Genomic DNA, 16,893 nt, shown 5'->3' with positions numbered 1-16,893 from the left:
TAAGGGGGAGTTAAGCTCCCCTACAAGATATAGAAGGAGAGTGATAGCGTGGCAAGACCTCCTAAAGATGGTTTGGATTATTTTCCTTTAGACGTAGATATTTTTGAAGATGAAAAGATAGAAGCTATTTCAGGTGAGTTTGGAATTAAGGGTGAAATCACAGTAGTAAAACTGTTATGTGCGATATACAAGAATGGATATTTCATTGTATGGAATGAACTTGTGAAAGCCCAACTCCTAAAAAGACTACCTGGAGTAAGTAAAGAATTAATAGAGCGAGTTGTAGACCGCTTGGTGTTATGGGAGTTTTTTGATAAAGCCCTGTTTCATTCGGCTGAGGTTCTAACTAGCAAAAAAATTCAAGAGAACTATTTTGAAGCTACAAAAAGAAGAAAAACGTCAAAACCTACTTTATATATTATAAAAAATAATAAATGTGAACATAATGTAGACATTAATGCACAAGCAAAGGGAGTTAATGTAGACATTAATGCACAAAGTAAAGTAAAGGAAAGTAAAGTAAAGGAAATAAAACAACAACAAGAAAAAGATGTTGTTGTAGTTCAAGATACAAAAATGCAAGATTTAGCAAAGTTGTACGAGAATAGTGGCTTTGGACAAATTAATTTAACTGTATCTGAAAAGCTAAGGGTTATGCTTGAAGACTTTGAATATAGCTGGATTGAAGAAGCTTTTGTAATTGCTGCAAACATGAATAAGCATAACGTTGCTTATGTGAATGGTATTCTTGAAAATTGGCGAAAGAATGGCAAAGACAACATAAAAGCCAAGCCTAAGCGCACTAAATTCCACAACTTTGAACAGCAAACAGACAGTATGAGTGAACAAGCGCTTGAAGATATTGCTAAAAAGAAGAGAGCGCAGGCATTAAAGGAGTTGGGGATATGAATTTAATTTTATATGGCAGGCCAATAACTAAAAAGAATAGCAGTAGAATCATTAAACATGGAAATAGTTACAAACTCATCCCCTCGAAGCAGTTTATTGCTTATGAAAGAGACTGTATAAGGCAAATAACAGGTAAACACAAGAAAGGTTTTAATGGCCACTACAACCTTAAATGTGTTTACTATATGCCTACCAAAGGCAAGGTGGATTTAGTTAATTTACTGGCAGTAGAGTTTTATATGACAAGTCCAATCCAAGGGTTGAGATTGAATTAACGGAGCTCGATTTATGAGAAATAGAGTTTGTTACGAGTGCAAGAGCAGGCATCTAAATTGTCATAGTGATTGCAAGGAATATCAAGAGTTTTTAGCCGAAAATGAGCGGATAAAAGAGCGCCGGAGAAGATACAGAGAGTTGGATAGTAGTTTGGCATATCAGTTTAAAAATTATTTGAAAGGAATTAAAAAATGGGGAAAGTAAAGGAGTACGTTACTAACAGAACTCTATACAAGAAAATAAAAACGTTTGACCATAAAGAGATGGATGATTTTCTTACAAAAGTCTACATAGAGGGATGGAATTCAGCTTTAAAAGAAGCGGAGTACCTGGGAGATAGTCCAAAGGCGAAATTAGAAAAGGTATTGAACGAGACAAAGGGAGTAGGGCCTAAGCTAAAATCGGCAATACTAAGAATGTGGAGCGAAGAATGAAAGAGTATGAAGCTTTTATAAAGATTGAAGGCATAGAAACCAATGTTTCAATTGGAACGTATAATTCTGAATTTGAAGCAGAGAGAGCAATTGCAATTCAGAGGAGTAAAAATAAATTATTCAAATGGGGTTGGATAGAGAGTTTGGATAGTGGATATTTCTATGATGTAAACGGACAGGGGGATTAGATGATGATAAGTGAGTCAAAACTATTAAATTATGCATCTAATTTTTTAGAGAGTGAGATAGAGCAAATTAATAAATTACTTTCTGAAGAAAATAGAAGTCAAGAAGATAGATATATACTAACTAGATTAAAAAGAGAGTACGAAAGAGATTTAGAAGAAATAGGAAATGCTAACTAATGCTAACTATTTTACGCATATAAATCAAAAAAAGTCGAAAAAATGAATTTATTAAAGAAAAATAGCGAATATAAATTGAATAATCACAAAAGAGTTGAGTAGAACGGAGTAGGAGTTGAGTAAATGAAAGTAAAAGAACTAATAGAAATATTAAATCAATATGATGATGATTGTGAAATATATGGTGACGATTATAGAGATGTTTTAGAAATTTATGACGTAGAGGAAGGCATAGACAAAATTTATATAATGATGCAAGACATGTGATAAGACATGATTAAAGTATTAGTTATTCCATATTCAACTTTTAAGGAAAGAGTAAGGTTAATAAGTCAACTTGAACGAGCGGGATACAAGGTTGAGTATGATGATGAATTTATTTATGCAGAAAAACATTACAAGTTTTTAAAAATAGAATATTAAAATTTGCCTCTTTGTATATCAAAGGGGTTTTAAGCTGTAAATACATATGGGAGGGAATTGATGGATAAGGATTTGCTTTCACGTTATAGAGATTTGAAAAGAGAACTTAGAATTTTAGAGTTAGAAAATAAAAAACTAAATAAGACAGAGATTGTAGTAGATAAGGTGCAGGCATCTAACACGGAGTTCCCTTACCAAGCAATGAACTTACCGATTGTTGGCATGAGAGAGCTTACTGAAAGAGAAAAGTTAATTAGAGAGTGTTTAAATACACAGTGGCAGAGAGCTTTTGATTTGCGTTTAGAGATAGAGGATTTTATAAATAATATTGAAGATAGTAGGGTTAGGATAGTATTTAGATTGAGATACGTGGAAGGCTGGAGTTGGTTAAGGATAAGCAGCTATTTAGGTAGTACATCTGAGAGCTACTCTAGAATGGTACATGATAGATATTTAAACAAATAACAAAATACTTGACATACGCATAGATACGTAGTAATATACGTTTGTCAGGAGGTAGTGCGCATGCCAATGACACAACAAGAAATGGTCAAGTTATTAAAAAAACATGGATTTGTTGAATCTGATGGGGGTAAAGGCTCTCATGTGAAGATGACAAAACAAGGTTTAACAAGACCAATTATTATTCCTAAAGGTGAACTTAAAAAAGGAACTGAAAAAGGAATACTTAAAGAGGCAGGGCTTAGATAGCCCTATGCTCTTTAGGGTAGAAAGAGAGGTATTTTATGTTAGTTAGTTATCCGGCACTATTTTATTATAGTCCTAGTGAAGATAATTCTTATTTTGTATATTTCCCAGATTTGGGTGGCACTGGCACGCAAGGGGAGACTATTGAAGATGCTTTATTTATGGCGAGCGATTATCTTGGTATAGTTATAGCAGATATTGTTGAGAGTGGTGAAAAACTTCCGAAAAGGACTGATATGAATAAACTATCTCTTATTGATGATTTCCCTTTTAAAGATGATAAAGAATTTGATGGGTTTTATGATTTAGAACAGTCATTTGTATCAATGGTTTGTGTAGATATTGAAAAGTATTTTGAAAGTCAAAAGTTAGTAAAGAAAACACTTAATATTCCTAAGTGGTCTAATGATATTGGGAATAGACTAAATTTAAATTTTTCAAAAGTTTTAACTGAGGCTATTCAAGAGATAGCTTTAAGATAAATTTTAAACTTTGTGCGGTTTGTGCGATTTAACCGTGCTATACTTGTAGAGTAGAAATATGTATTCATTTTAACCTCAATTTAATTTAGACATTGAAGGACCTTGGCAAAGAGGTTCTTTTTTGTTATGACGAATTGTCAAATCAAATGCAACACCTATGGTAAGAGACCAAAAAGTTCTTCTTTAGGTGTTTTATATTTTATACATTTTCTAGGTCTATTATTCATTAAACTTAAGTTATAATTTAATTCATCAATATTCACTTCTGATAAATCCATACCCTTAGGATAAAACTCCCTCAAAAGTCCGTTACTATTTTCATTTGTACCTTTTTGCCATGCACAATAGGGATCACAAAAATAAGTTTTGCATCCTAATTCTTTTTCTATTTTCTCAAATTCTGAAAATTCTTTACCTCTATCAAAGGTTATTGTTTTTACTAATTCTTTTGGATAATCTTTTAATGCATTTATTATTGCTGGTGTTACGCTTTCCGACTTTCTATTTTCTAACTAGGATTGCTATATAATATCTAGATTTTCTTTCTTGCTAAAGTTACGAAACAACATCTACTTTTCCTTTTATGATCTAATCTGCCTGATTCCACTGTATCTGCTTCCCAGTGGCCTAATTCTTGCCTTCTGTATATCTCTTTAGGTCTTTTCTTAATTGTTCTACCTTTATCATTGAATTTTCCTCTTTTTTCTGCTGGCCTTTTAAATTTAGCTTTTCTTCTCAAATTTTTCATACTAGTTTTTGGCAGCTTTTTGGCGCGTATCATTCTATATATCGTTGATGTAGATGGTAATTCATGAATCTCATTTGTGTTTCTATTTGATATTTGTTCAGGGGACCAATGTTCGTTAATCTTTACAGTTAAATAATCAATAACATCTTTAGAAAATTTACTTTTTCTATGGCAGTCTTTTCTTCTATCAATATATTTATCATTTGCCTTTATCGGAAAGTACTTAGTGTAACTTCCCCTACTAACTTTTATCTTAGATGAATTTCTTTTAATTTCTCTAGATATTGTACTAGGTGACCTTTTAAGTGCTTGTGCAATTTTCCTTATACTCATTCCTAAATTTAAAAATTGGTAAATACAAGATCTTTCTTCTATGGTAAGATGGTTATAGCTCATAGTTAATCACTCCTTTTAATATGTTTTGTTTGGTCACTTACATATTAACACAGCTGATTAGCTATGAGTTTATTTATGTTGCACTTGTTATGATAAATTATCTTATGTAAAAATAGAAAGGACGGTGAAGCATGGCATTAACGGATAAACAAAAGCTTGTGGCTGATGAGTATATTAAAACTCTTAATAGGACTGAAAGCTATTTAAAATATTATAAAAACGTTAAAAACAGAGAGACGGCTCGTGCTAATGCAAGCCGTCTTTTTAATAGCCCTGAAATGAAAGAGTATATAGAGGCTAGAATGAAGGAGCTTGATGAAGAACTTATTGCAGACCAAAGAGAAATACTTAGAATGCTTACAAGGGCGGCAAGAAGGCAGGAGATTGATTATCAAGTGGTCATGACTAAAAAGCCTAGTTTTGATGAGAATGGGAATTTTTTAGGTATTGAAGAAAAGCCGGAGGTTGTCGAGCTACCAACTCAAAATAAGGATAGTATTAAGGCTCAAGAACTTTTAGGTAAAAGGTTTGGTATGTGGACTGATAAATTGGAAATCAAAGCGGAAAGTGTGGTGATTGTAGATGACATCGAAGATTAAACTATCTGAAATAATACTGCCTAATTTTAGAAGTATCCACAAAGAGATAAAAGCTAATAACTATTTAAAATATGTATTCAAAGGCGGCAGAGGTTCGGGGAAATCTTCTAATATAGGCATAGAACTCATTTTAGATATAGTAGCAAATCCAATAACTATTCTTTGTGTAAGAAAAGTTGGAAACACTCTTCAAGAATCTTGCTATGAACAGTTAAAAGAGGCAATAAGTATATTAAATCTTGAACCTTATTTTAAATTTAATTTAAGCCCTTTAAAGATAACTTATATTCCACGAGGCAATTCAATAATTTTTCGTGGTGCTGATGATCCAGCAAAGATAAAATCTATTAAGGTGGCAAAGTTTCCTATAGCAAGATTATGGATAGAAGAACTTGCTGAATTTAAAACAGAAGATGAAGTATCTATGATTGAAAATTCTGTTTTAAGAGCTGAACTTGCGGATGGGTTAAAATATAAGTTTTTTTATTCTTATAATCCGCCTAAAAGAAAACAGTCTTGGGTTAATAAAAGGTATGAGACTCAGTTTATTCCTAGCAATACTATAGTGCACCATTCAACCTATTTAAATAATGCTTTTATTTCAAAAGATTTTATTGATGAGGCAGAGCATATCAAAAAAACTAAACCAAATAAATATGAATGGGAATATTTAGGCAAGCCAATAGGGAGTGGTGTTGTGCCATTTGATAATTTAATTTTTAGAGAGATTAGCACTAAAGAGTTACTTTCATTTGACAATATAAGACAAGGTATTGACTGGGGATATGCTAATGACCCTTTGCATTTTATGAGACTTCATTATGACAAGATGAGAAGAAAAATTTATATATTTGGGGAGATACACGAGGTTAAACTCTCTAATAGAAATGCAGCTATTAAGATAAAAGAAAATGGTTGGAATGATACAAAAATATTTGCTGATAGTGCTGAACCAAAGTCAATAGATGAGATGTGGGAATATGGGTTAAAAGTGTACGGAGCTTCTAAGGGGCCGGGTTCAGTTGAATTTGGTGAAAAGTGGCTTGATGATTTAGAGGAGATAATAATAGATCCTGTAAGATGTCCTAATACTGCAAGAGAATTTGAAAATATAGATTACCAAGTAGATAAAGATGGTAACACAAAAAATAAACTGGAAGATAAAGATAACCATTCAATTGACAGTTGCAGATATGCACTTACAGAAGATATGAGGGGCAACTTAGTAGGATTTTAGGTGGTGAGAATTTGGATTTAAGTAAATTAACAGAGGAACAGATTAAAAAGTTTGTAGAGATTAATATATTAGCTCATGATATTATAAAACAAGAAATGCAAATAGGGATAGATTATTACAATTATGGCCAAGCTATTGATGAAAAGATAAGGGCTACAATAGGTAAAGACGGAAGGTTAGTAAGAATTAAAGCTCTACCAAATACTATTATAAAAGATAATCAGTATGCACGTGCGGTAGACCAAAAAATCAATTATCTATTATCAGACAAGCCAAACATTGATTCAGATGATGAGACAGTGGTAAATTTTATAAATGAGTTTATTGATAATAGGTTTATGAGAACTATGAATAATTTAGCAGCTGATTCATTTAATACAGGAATAGGTTGGCTATATTTATTTACTGATGGACAAGATGTTAAATTTAAAAGATTAGATCCATTGAGTGTAATTCCTGTGTGGAAAGATGATAATCATGACAGCTTAGAGGCTGTCATTTTGTTTGTATCAAAAGAGGAATTTAACGGTAATACAATAAAGAAGAAAGAGTGTGTTTATTTCTACACTCAAGATAAGATAAGAGTATATTCTTTTGAAAATGGACATTTAGAGTATTTAACGGATGAGCCGTATTTGGAAAAGAACGGATTAAGTTATAGTTACAAGAAACTACCTTTTGTGTATTTTAAGCAGCCTAATGAGTTAGCTTTAATTAAAAAAGTTAAGTGTTTACAGGATGCATTGAATTTACTGCTTAGCAACTATGCTGATAATATGTTTGAAAATCCTATGAATACTATCTTAATTCTTAAAAATTATGAGGGTGAGGATTTAGGGGAATTTAGAGAGAATTTAGCACAGTATAGAGCTGTTAAAGTTAGAACGGCAGATGGAAGTCAAGGCGGAGTAGATACTCTTGAAGTTACGGTTAATTCAGAGAATTATAAAGTTATCATTGAGCTTATAAAGAAAGCTATTGCACATAATGCCAGAAGTCTATATCTAGACAATGAAAGGTCGTATAATGCCCCAAATACTTTAAATATTAAGGCTATGTATTCTGATATGGAGCTGGATGCTAACAAACTAGAGTTAGAGTTTACAGCAAGTTTTGATTATATGTTTGAATTTATAGGTATAGTTAAGAATGTTAATTTTAAAGGAGTAGACATTAAATTCAAGCGAAACATAATGGTAAATGATGAGTCTACTGTTGAGATGATTAAAAATAGTATTGGAATTATATCAAATGAAACTTTAGTTTCTAATCATCCTTTTGTAACTGATAAGGATAAAGAGTTGGAACGAATAAAAAAAGAAAGAGATGAGAAAATTAAACTTTATGATGATTATCCCGACTTAGGTGGTGAAGCACGTGCGAATGGATTGGGAGAAAAGAATAGAAAAGCTTAACGAGAATGTGTTTAGAGAGTCTGAAGAATATGTTAAAGGAATACGAAAGATTTATGATTTTGAAGTAAATAAAATACAGGATAAAATTTATAACCACTTGACTAAGCTACAAGCTGAAGCAGGTGGTATTTCTTTATTCGAAGCTAAAAAAATGCTAAATGACAAAGAGTTGAGTTTATTTAAAATGGACCTGGATGAGTTTATGAAAAAGTCTAAGGGAAGTATAACTCCTGAAATAGAAAGAGAGCTAGATATCATTTCTCACAGAGTGAGGATATCAAAGCTTCAAGCTATGGAGTTAGAGCTTAAGAAGACTGTTGCAAATCTAATGTCCAAGGAAGATAAAGGATTATTTAATCATTTAGGAAAGACTTACGAGAAGAGATATTATAATGAATTGTATGAGCTTCATAGGATAGTTGGTTATTCAAATTTTCAAAGTATTGATAAAGGTACTCTAAAAACTATACTAAAAACACCATGGACAAGTGATGGGAATGAATTTTCAAATAGAATTTGGGAAAGGGGCAATAAGCTTGTTAATTCTTTAAAAGATAATTTAACAAGAGATATCATAAGAGGAACATCTCCGGATGAATCAATAAAAAACATTGCCAAAGAGTTTGAAACCTCTAAATATAATGCTGTTAGGCTTGTGATGACTGAAACTGCTGCTATTAATTCAAAAGCTGTTCAAGATTCATATAAAAAGTTAGGTGTTGAAAAATATGAAATAATAGCAACTTTAGATTTAAAAACAAGTCAAATTTGTAGAGATATGGATGGCAGAGTATTTGAGTATAAAGATTATAAAATAGGCATAACTGCTCCACCTTTTCACCCTAATTGCAGAACAACTACTGTTCCTTATTTTGATGATATAGATGATGAAACTAGGATGATTAGAAATCCTGAAACTGGAAAATCTGAAAGAATAGAAAAGCTTAGCTATGGCGAATGGTATGAAAAATATGTTGATGTAAGCAGTGAAAAAGAGTATACTAATAATAAACAAATGTTCGGAAGCGGGTTTGAAACAATTATATTTAAAAAATATTCAGAGTTTGTAGAATTTTATGGTCAAGATAAACTTGATGAATTTGAATGGTCAGTTAATGCTGAAGAAGCTGAAAGTATTGCTTATTATTCGCATAGAGGGGACGAAACAATAAATTCCATTTTGAGAAGTGGAAAGATAAAAGGTGAAATTGAAAGACACATAAGAAACATAGATAATGTAATATCAAACTTTGATTTACCAGATAAAATATCAGTGTATAGAGGAAGTGACTTAGATTTCTTATATAAAAAGTTTGAGACAAGTAATATACAAGAGTTTATAGGTAAAAGTTATATAGATAAAGGATATGTAAGTACATCAATAATTTTAGAAAAAGCTTTCTGTGAAAAAGAAGCTATGTTTGAGATATACGTTCCAAAAGGAAAAGGTATTGGAGCTATGATTAGTAGTTTTAGTAATCATTTTGATGAATATGAATTCTTATTAAAAAGAGATTTAGAATTTAAAATACTTGATGTAAAAGAAATGGGGCTTATAGTGAATAATAGAACTATGCCATTGCTTATTATGGAGGTTAAAAATGTTTAAGTTTGATGAAAAAGACTTTAAAAAGTATTTAGAGGCAAGTAATTTTTTTAAAAAATATAGTCCAAATAAATTGTTAAATGCTCATGATATAGAATTAAATAAAATATTTTATGAAGATTATGGATACTATGCCCCTATAGGAGACTTTAGAGATTTATTAAAAGGAATAGAGGTTAAGATAGAAAGATTTGAGCCTCTTAAATATTATACACCAAGAGAATATAGTTTTAATGAATATTGTGAATATGTTGAAAGAAGATTCCATTATAATAAAAAAACAAAGATGAGAGATTTTTCTGTTAGATCGGCTAAAGAATGTTTTGAGAAATATCAAAGATTTATAGAGGGTACTCCAGCTGACTCTATGGATGAACATGCGGAATTGCACAGAATGCAAGAAAAAGTTAAAAAAGAAGATTTTTATAATTGGTGAAAAGTATGAAAAGAACATTATTAAGAATATTAAAAGCTAAAAAAGCTAAGTTATATAGGGTAAGAGACGGACAAAGGGATTTTGAATTTATTGAAAATATAGAAATTCATTTGTATGAAGAAGAAAATAGAGTGCCTAGGCTTGGGAACAAAGAACCATTAAAAATTAATAATAGGGTGTCTATTGTTATAACTGAACCATTGGACGAACCATTTAGATATGGAGATGGTTTTTCTTTAGAGCTAGATTTAAAGAGAAATGATGGAATTTTTGAGCGTGTTTTTATTCATAACATTGAACCGATAAATATTAATGTTAATGGAAAGTGGGAATTTGAAATGGATCATGATTCTTTGAATTGGGTGAGATTTTTATAAGTGATAATATGACTAAAAATGATTATTTTACAATATATTCTTTATCGCAAGAAGATATAAATAAATTGAAAGAGTCAATTAAAAATATATTTTATATAGATTAAAATTTAATAAGTTTTTTAAGAGAGGGAAACCTCTCTTTTTTAGTGGTTGTAAATTAATAGTTTGTGACCACTTTTATATTGTCTTGGAATGACGTAAAACTTAGCCAACCTGTGAGACTGTAACACTCGTAAAAAAACGTAAGGAGGAAGTTAATGAAGAGAGAGTTTTTAGAGGGATTAGGTTTAGATAAAGATGCAATTGATAAGATTATGGCAGAAAATGGTAATGACATTAACGCTGAAAAGGCAAAAGCTATAGCCAAGGATGAAGAGATTAAAACTCTTCAAGAACAGATTAGTGTTGCAAATAAAGAGATTAAATCTTATAAAGATATGAATATAGAGGATATACAAAAGTCTGTTGAAACTTGGAAGGCTACTGCTAAGGAGCATGAAAAGGCGCTTACTAATTTAAAGAATGATACTGCTTTAAAAGAGGCTATAAGAACTTATGGGTCTTTGGATGATGATGTGTTGATGAAGTTAATCAACAAAGAAAATATAAAGTTCAATGATGATGGTATAAGTGGACTTAAGGAGCAGGTTGAAGCTTTAAAAGAATCTAAGCCTTATCTTTTCAAAGACGATAGTAACAATGGTAGTGATAATAGATTTAATGCACATGAGCCTCCAACTCCTGAGGGTGGCGGAGCTAGTGCTATGGAATCTACGATAGCAAGTATATTTAGTAATTGATAATTTATCATAACAAGTGCAACATAAATAAACTCATAGCTAATCAGCTGTGTTAATATGTAAGTGACCAAACAAAACATATTAAAAGGAGTGATTAACTATGAGCTATAACCATCTTACCATAGAAGAAAGATCTTGTATTTACCAATTTTTAAATTTAGGAATGAGTATAAGGAAAATTGCACAAGCACTTAAAAGGTCACCTAGTACAATATCTAGAGAAATTAAAAGAAATTCATCTAAGATAAAAGTTAGTAGGGGAAGTTACACTAAGTACTTTCCGATAAAGGCAAATGATAAATATATTGATAGAAGAAAAGACTGCCATAGAAAAAGTAAATTTTCTAAAGATGTTATTGATTATTTAACTGTAAAGATTAACGAACATTGGTCCCCTGAACAAATATCAAATAGAAACACAAATGAGATTCATGAATTACCATCTACATCAACGATATATAGAATGATACACGCCAAAAAAGCTGCCAAAAACTAGTATGAAAAATTTGAGAAGAAAAGCTAAATTTAAAAGGCCAGCAGAAAAAAGAGGAAAATTCAATGATAAAGGTAGAACAATTAAGAAAAGACCTAAAGAGATATACAGAAGGCAAGAATTAGGCCACTGGGAAGCAGATACAGTGGAATCAGGCAGATTAGATCATAAAAGGAAAAGTAGATGTTGTTTCGTAACTTTAGCAGAAAGAAAATCTAGATATTATATAGCAATCCTAGTTGAAAATAGAAAGTCGGAAAGCGTAACACCAGCAATAATAAATGCATTAAAAGATTATCCAAAAGAATTAGTAAAAACAATAACCTTTGATAGAGGTAAAGAATTTTCAGAATTTGAGAAAATAGAAAAAGAATTAGGATGCAAAACTTATTTTTGTGATCCCTATTGTGCATGGCAAAAAGGTACAAATGAAAATAGTAACGGACTTTTGAGGGAGTTTTATCCTAAGGGTATGGATTTATCAGAAGTGAATATTGATGAATTAAATTATAACTTAAGTTTAATGAATAATAGACCTAGAAAATGTATAAAATATAAAACACCTAAAGAAGAACTTTTTGGTCTCTTACCATAGGTGTTGCATTTGATTTGACAATTCGTCAATTAAAAAAGGAGAGTAAATTATGCCAATTAACACAATTGAGTATTCAAAATTGATGATGAAACAATTAGATCAACAAGTGGTACAGGGGCTTACAAGTGGATGGATGGAAGCTAATGCGGGCCAAGTTATTTATAATGGTGGGGATGAAGTTAAGATTCCAAATATGTCTACTGTTGGTCTTGGAAATTATGATAGGGACAATGGATTTGTTCAAGGTGGAGTAACTCTTAAGTGGGATACTTATAAAATGACTCAAGATAGAGGTAGAACATTCCAACTTGATGCTATGGATGTAGATGAATCAGGATTTGTTGCGACAAGTGCTAATTTAATTAAAATATTTCAAGCTGAGCATGTAATTCCGGAAATTGATGCTTATAGATATTCTAAAATTGCAACTATTGCTGAAAAAGCTAGTAAAACGGAGAAAATAACTATAACAGCTGATAACGCAATTTCAAAGATTAGAGAGCATATAAGAGCAATTCAAGATGTTATAGGGATTGATAGTAAACTTATTTTGACAATGCCATCTTCAATTCTTGCTCTTATTGAGGATTCTCCTAAAGTGAGTAAGTCTATTAATGTTGCTGATTTTAAGCAAGGTGGGTTGAATTTTAAGGTAAAGACTATTGATGAGCATGTTATAAGGGTTGTACCATCGGCAAGATTAAAAACATTATATGATGTTAATGACGGTAAAACAGGAGGACAAGAGGCAGGTGGATTAAAGCCTAATAGTGAAGCTAAAGATATAAACTGGATTATAACTCCTCAAAATGTTCCTATTGCAATAAATAAGACTGATAAGCTAAGAGTGTTTACTCCTGATGTGAACCAAAAGGCGGATGCATGGAAGATTGATTTTAGAAAGTATCATGATTTATGGATTAAGAAACATAAAGAAAACCAAATTTTTGTTTGTACCGCTGAATAATAAGGGGGAAGATGATGAAACTTAGATTAGATAATTTAATTTATACAACTACAGATGCAGGGAAAATAGAACAGCTTGAAAGTTTAGGGGCTGTAGTTATTGAAGATGATTCAAAGGCGGCTAAGGTTGTTAATGGAACTGTTATAGAAGAGAAATCTAATTTGAAAAATTTAACTGTTTCTGAGTTAGAGGCTCTTATTGATGAAAAGGGCATTGATAGAAGTGGTGTTACCAAAAAGGCTGATTTAATAGCTCTTTTAGGGTAGGTGATGGGGTTGTTTGAAACTCTAAAACCTATGGATCCTTTTTTTGATAGTATATATGCTAGTCAAGTCCTTGATACTTTAAAGAAAACTGGATTTGAAAGTATTGACTCTGGTATAAATATTATTGCTTCTAATGAAGTTATGAGGCTTAAGAATTTCTGCAATACTGATTATGTGCCTGAAAGGTTATATTATCTGTTGTATGAAATGATTTTAGGGAGTTTTTTAGAAAGTATGTATGTTTCTGGAAAACTTCCTGACGAGTTTGATTTTGATAGTTTAGTTGGGAGGGTACAACTGGGAGATACTTCTGTTGAGCTTAAGGATTCAACAAATATTAATGACATGAGTGAACAAAAACTTATGTATTGGATTGGATATCTAAAGGGGAGATGGCAAAAAGAGGCGATAACATGCAGAAAGATAAGCTGGTAAAAAAGTATAGGCAGACTATAGAAAATTTATATATCGGGGTGGCAAGTGTTGTTGTGAGGGAGTCTGTTAAGGATCATACAACTAAGGTTACTGAGTTTAAAGAGAAGACAGTTTATGAGAATATTGATTGTAGATTGTCTTTTTCTTCTGCTAAAAATAATAAAGGAGAGTTTGTCACTGAGAGTGAAAGCGGCTTTACTCTTTTTATAGCTCCGGAAATAGATATTCCAATAAATTCTAAGATAACTGTTATTCAAAACGGATATACTCATAATCTTATGAATGCAAGGTTAAAGTCTTATTCTACTCACAATGAGTATTCTTGTGTAGAGTTTGTGAGGTGGGCATAGAATGAGTTTTGGCACTAAGGAATTAGTGGCTTATAGGGATAAGTTAGTTTCTATAAGGGATAATCAAGATGTGATACTTGAAAAAGTTATTAAGGGCATAGCTGCAAGGCTTTTAAGAACTGTTAAGTTAAATACTCCTGTTGGGCAGTATGATAAACCGGTATCTTTTATTGCATATAAAGGAACGGACAAGGAAACTTTGGTTAGTTTTACTCCTCATACAGGTAAGCTTGGCGGAACTTTAAGACGTGGGTGGTTTATTGATGGCTATACTAATTCCGGAGGTTATTACACTATAAAGGTTGTTAATAATGTTGAGTATGCTCCGTATGTTGAAAGTGGACATAGGATAAAGAGAGATGGGAAAACCGTAGGTTGGGTTCCCGGTGTTTTTATGCTAAAGATTTCTGAACAGAAGATTGAAAAGCAAATTGATAAGTTTGTTGAGAATGAATTAAGGAAGGTGCTTGGATGATTAAGTTATTACAAGCGGTTGTGAATAGACTAGATGAGCTATTTCCTGAAACAAATATATATATTAAGGACACAGAGCAAGGTTTGATTGAGCCTTGCTTTTTTGTGCAGATTGTAAATACGGATATTAGTTTGGAGTTTCAAAGAAGGTATAGGGTGGATAGTCTTATAAATATTGTTTATTTAAATCAAAATGCTACTGCTTATATCAAAGAGGAAGTTGGGCAGAGGCTTATTTATGGAATGAGGAATATTAGACTTGAAACTGGTGGTGTTTATGGATTTGATGCTTCTGTTAAAAATACTGATTTTGAGGTGAATTTTACAATCAATTATAGGTACAACACTAAGGAATTTGTTGAAAAAGACCCGTATATGATGAGGATAGAAAATATTATTCATTATGCAGATGAAAAGCCATATAAAGAGGCTACTCAAAAAGATAACCCCGGCATGTGGGGAAGTGATTTACCTAAAGAGAATAGAGGAGTTATTCCGGAGAAAAATATAAGGAATAATGGCAAATTAGATGAAGAAGATTTGATGTTTAAGAAGGAGATTAATTTATATGTCAAGGACTAAAAATGTTCCTAAATTAGAATTGGAAGATGCCAAGTATTCTAAAGATTCAATTTTAAGGGCGGAAAGGTTAGATTGGAACAAAGATTTATTAAAAGTCATTTTAGATGACGATAAAGAATATACTCTTGATGAAGTTGAAACATTAGTCAAAGAGTTTAATAGTAGGGAGGTAAAATAATGGCTTATGGAGCATTAGGGGGAGGTACTTTTTTAGTACAAAACAAGATATTACCAGGAGCATATATAAATTATGTTTCGGTTGCAAGAGCTTCTAACACTTTTTCAGACAGAGGGTATGCAACTATTGGTCTGGAACTTGATTGGGGAAAGACCGGGGAAATTATCACTATTGAGCCTCAAGATTTACAAAATGATTCTCTTGAGATTTTGGGATATTCTTATGTGCATAAAAAGATGAAACCTTTAAGAGATTTAATGAATGGTGCTAAAACTTTATATCTTTATAGACTAAATGATGAAGGAGGAGCAAAGGCCAGTGTAACTATTGGACAATTAAAGGTTACTGCTAAGCACAATGGAATTCGAGGTAATGACATCATGATAATCATTGAAAAGGATGTTGATACAAAGAATGCTTTTGTAATTACTACTAAGATGGGTGATGCAACTGTTGCTGAACAACTTGTTAAGGACTTGAAAAATATAGAAGGAAATTCTGTAGTTGATTTTAGTTTTGATGGAGAATCTTTGGAAATTACTTCAGGGACTAAATTGACCGGCGGTGAAAATGGCAAGGTTGTTGGCAAGTCTCATTCCAGGTATTTAGAGGAGATAGAAAAGTATGATTTTAATGTGATTGGTTATGCCGGGACTGATGATGATGTAAAGCTTCTATATAAAGAATTTACAAGAAGAATGAGAGAGGATGAAGGGATAAAATTCCAGTGTGTTGTTTATAAAAACAATAAAACTAAATCTAATTATAAAGGGCTTATAAATGTGTTTAATAGGGTTTTAGATGAGGATAATGAGGCTGCAGCAGTTTATTGGGTTGTCGGCAATGAATCGGGATGTAATGTGAATGCTTCAATTACTAATAAATTATATTCAGGAGAATATAAAATTGATACTAAGCTTAAAAAGCGCGAACTTGAACAGGCTGTAAAGGACGGCTATTTTGTATTTTATGAAAGAAATAAAGAAGTTAGAGTTCTTGAGGATGTCAATTCGTTTACTGAGTTTACTTTGGCACAAAATGTTGATTTTTCTAAGAATCAAGTTATTAGAGTTTTAGACCAAAGGGCAATTGACAGTGCCAAGATATTTAACAAACAATTTTTGGGCAAGGTTCAAAATAATGAAGATGGAAGAATTGGTTATTGGAATGAACTTGTTAAACATGCAGAGACTTTAACTGAATTAGGGGCTATTGAAAATTATGAGTCTTCTGATACAACTGTTGAGAAAGGTCATGAAAAGGATGCTGTTGTTGTACATGATTATTTGCTTCCTGTAATGGCTATGCAAAAACTTTATCAAACAATTCACGTGAGATAGAA

The 16,893-nt window shown here is 31.7% G+C and carries 24 protein-coding genes and 2 pseudogenes; 25 read left to right on the top strand and 1 reads right to left on the bottom strand.

Annotated features, from left to right (window positions below):
* The first annotated feature begins 48 nt into the window (after positions 1-48).
* The 9 genes from B8869_RS05330 (at position 49) to B8869_RS05300 (ending at position 3,597) form a co-directional block, all read left to right on the top strand.
* Positions 49-909: a Lin1244/Lin1753 domain-containing protein gene (locus B8869_RS05330; RefSeq protein WP_084230656.1), complete on the top strand. Its 861-nt coding sequence runs from the start codon at positions 49-51 to the stop codon at positions 907-909.
* Positions 906-1,184: a hypothetical protein gene (locus B8869_RS05325; protein ID WP_234989756.1), complete on the top strand. Its 279-nt coding sequence runs from the start codon at positions 906-908 to the stop codon at positions 1,182-1,184. Before B8869_RS05330 ends, B8869_RS05325 begins: the two co-directional genes overlap by 4 nt.
* Before the next feature lie 192 nt (positions 1,185-1,376).
* Positions 1,377-1,619 carry a hypothetical protein gene (locus B8869_RS05320; protein WP_084230655.1) on the top strand — a complete coding sequence of 81 codons (243 nt, stop codon included), beginning with the start codon at positions 1,377-1,379 and terminating at the stop codon, positions 1,617-1,619.
* Positions 1,616-1,807 (top strand): hypothetical protein, encoded by a 192-nt coding sequence (locus B8869_RS05315; RefSeq protein ID WP_084230654.1) that lies wholly within the window; start codon positions 1,616-1,618, stop codon positions 1,805-1,807. Before B8869_RS05320 ends, B8869_RS05315 begins: the two co-directional genes overlap by 4 nt.
* Entirely contained in the window at positions 1,808-1,984 is a 177-nt protein-coding gene (locus B8869_RS11580; RefSeq protein ID WP_159445243.1) for a hypothetical protein, read from the top strand.
* Between the two features lie 123 nt (positions 1,985-2,107).
* Positions 2,108-2,251 carry a hypothetical protein gene (locus B8869_RS11575; RefSeq protein ID WP_159445242.1) on the top strand — a complete coding sequence of 48 codons (144 nt, stop codon included), beginning with the start codon at positions 2,108-2,110 and terminating at the stop codon, positions 2,249-2,251.
* A 216-nt stretch (positions 2,252-2,467) separates the two neighbouring features.
* Complete coding sequence (locus B8869_RS05310) at positions 2,468-2,872, top strand: hypothetical protein (protein WP_084230653.1); 405 nt, start codon at positions 2,468-2,470, stop codon at positions 2,870-2,872.
* A 60-nt stretch (positions 2,873-2,932) separates the two neighbouring features.
* The gene (locus B8869_RS05305) at positions 2,933-3,118 is read left to right on the top strand and encodes a type II toxin-antitoxin system HicA family toxin (protein WP_084230652.1); all 186 of its coding nucleotides are present in this window, start codon (positions 2,933-2,935) and stop codon (positions 3,116-3,118) included.
* Between the two features lie 35 nt (positions 3,119-3,153).
* Positions 3,154-3,597, top strand: coding sequence for a type II toxin-antitoxin system HicB family antitoxin (locus tag B8869_RS05300; protein WP_084230651.1), 444 nt, complete (start codon positions 3,154-3,156; stop codon positions 3,595-3,597).
* 155 nt (positions 3,598-3,752) lie between these two features.
* Here B8869_RS05300 and B8869_RS05295 read toward each other — a convergent pair.
* Positions 3,753-4,741, bottom strand: a pseudogene (locus B8869_RS05295) (IS30 family transposase).
* Positions 4,742-4,872: 131 nt separating this feature from the next.
* Between B8869_RS05295 and B8869_RS05290 the strand changes: the two are divergent.
* From B8869_RS05290 to B8869_RS05215, 16 genes and pseudogenes are all read left to right on the top strand, one after another.
* On the top strand, positions 4,873-5,340 hold the full coding sequence (locus tag B8869_RS05290; protein ID WP_084230650.1) for a terminase small subunit: 468 nt from the start codon (positions 4,873-4,875) through the stop codon (positions 5,338-5,340).
* Positions 5,324-6,577: a PBSX family phage terminase large subunit gene (locus B8869_RS05285; protein ID WP_084230649.1), complete on the top strand. Its 1,254-nt coding sequence runs from the start codon at positions 5,324-5,326 to the stop codon at positions 6,575-6,577. The genes B8869_RS05290 and B8869_RS05285 overlap by 17 nt, the downstream gene beginning before the upstream one ends.
* Positions 6,578-6,588: 11 nt before the next feature.
* Complete coding sequence (locus B8869_RS05280) at positions 6,589-7,992, top strand: phage portal protein (protein WP_084230648.1); 1,404 nt, start codon at positions 6,589-6,591, stop codon at positions 7,990-7,992.
* Positions 7,961-9,601: a minor capsid protein gene (locus B8869_RS05275; RefSeq protein ID WP_084230647.1), complete on the top strand. Its 1,641-nt coding sequence runs from the start codon at positions 7,961-7,963 to the stop codon at positions 9,599-9,601. Before B8869_RS05280 ends, B8869_RS05275 begins: the two co-directional genes overlap by 32 nt.
* On the top strand, positions 9,594-10,034 hold the full coding sequence (locus B8869_RS05270) for a hypothetical protein (RefSeq protein WP_084230646.1): 441 nt from the start codon (positions 9,594-9,596) through the stop codon (positions 10,032-10,034). Before B8869_RS05275 ends, B8869_RS05270 begins: the two co-directional genes overlap by 8 nt.
* A gap of 5 nt (positions 10,035-10,039) precedes the next feature.
* Entirely contained in the window at positions 10,040-10,411 is a 372-nt protein-coding gene (locus B8869_RS05265) for a hypothetical protein (RefSeq protein ID WP_084230645.1), read from the top strand.
* Positions 10,412-10,668: 257 nt separating this feature from the next.
* The gene (locus B8869_RS05260) at positions 10,669-11,211 is read left to right on the top strand and encodes a phage scaffolding protein (protein ID WP_004822501.1); all 543 of its coding nucleotides are present in this window, start codon (positions 10,669-10,671) and stop codon (positions 11,209-11,211) included.
* A 100-nt stretch (positions 11,212-11,311) separates the two neighbouring features.
* Positions 11,312-12,299: pseudogene (locus tag B8869_RS05255) on the top strand (IS30 family transposase).
* A 49-nt stretch (positions 12,300-12,348) separates the two neighbouring features.
* The gene (locus B8869_RS05250) at positions 12,349-13,266 is read left to right on the top strand and encodes a hypothetical protein (protein WP_084230644.1); all 918 of its coding nucleotides are present in this window, start codon (positions 12,349-12,351) and stop codon (positions 13,264-13,266) included.
* A gap of 14 nt (positions 13,267-13,280) precedes the next feature.
* Positions 13,281-13,532, top strand: coding sequence for a hypothetical protein (locus B8869_RS05245; RefSeq protein ID WP_084230643.1), 252 nt, complete (start codon positions 13,281-13,283; stop codon positions 13,530-13,532).
* 3 nt (positions 13,533-13,535) lie between these two features.
* Entirely contained in the window at positions 13,536-13,967 is a 432-nt protein-coding gene (locus B8869_RS05240) for a hypothetical protein (RefSeq protein WP_234989755.1), read from the top strand.
* Positions 13,946-14,317, top strand: a complete 372-nt coding sequence (locus tag B8869_RS05235) for a hypothetical protein (RefSeq protein ID WP_084230641.1) — start codon at positions 13,946-13,948, stop codon at positions 14,315-14,317. The genes B8869_RS05240 and B8869_RS05235 overlap by 22 nt, the downstream gene beginning before the upstream one ends.
* 1 nt (position 14,318) lies before the next feature.
* Positions 14,319-14,792: an HK97 gp10 family phage protein gene (locus B8869_RS05230; RefSeq protein WP_084230640.1), complete on the top strand. Its 474-nt coding sequence runs from the start codon at positions 14,319-14,321 to the stop codon at positions 14,790-14,792.
* On the top strand, positions 14,789-15,373 hold the full coding sequence (locus B8869_RS05225) for a phage tail terminator family protein (protein WP_084230639.1): 585 nt from the start codon (positions 14,789-14,791) through the stop codon (positions 15,371-15,373). The genes B8869_RS05230 and B8869_RS05225 overlap by 4 nt, the downstream gene beginning before the upstream one ends.
* Entirely contained in the window at positions 15,360-15,551 is a 192-nt protein-coding gene (locus B8869_RS05220; RefSeq protein ID WP_084230638.1) for a hypothetical protein, read from the top strand. The genes B8869_RS05225 and B8869_RS05220 overlap by 14 nt, the downstream gene beginning before the upstream one ends.
* On the top strand, positions 15,551-16,891 hold the full coding sequence (locus B8869_RS05215) for a phage tail sheath subtilisin-like domain-containing protein (protein WP_084230637.1): 1,341 nt from the start codon (positions 15,551-15,553) through the stop codon (positions 16,889-16,891). Before B8869_RS05220 ends, B8869_RS05215 begins: the two co-directional genes overlap by 1 nt.
* Positions 16,892-16,893: the final 2 nt, after the last annotated feature.

Source organism: Peptoniphilus asaccharolyticus DSM 20463 (genome assembly GCF_900176115.1).
Lineage (GTDB): Bacteria > Bacillota > Clostridia > Tissierellales > Peptoniphilaceae > Peptoniphilus > Peptoniphilus asaccharolyticus.
Note: the sequence above shows the minus strand (reverse complement) of the source record. Positions and strands in the feature narration are given on the sequence as shown.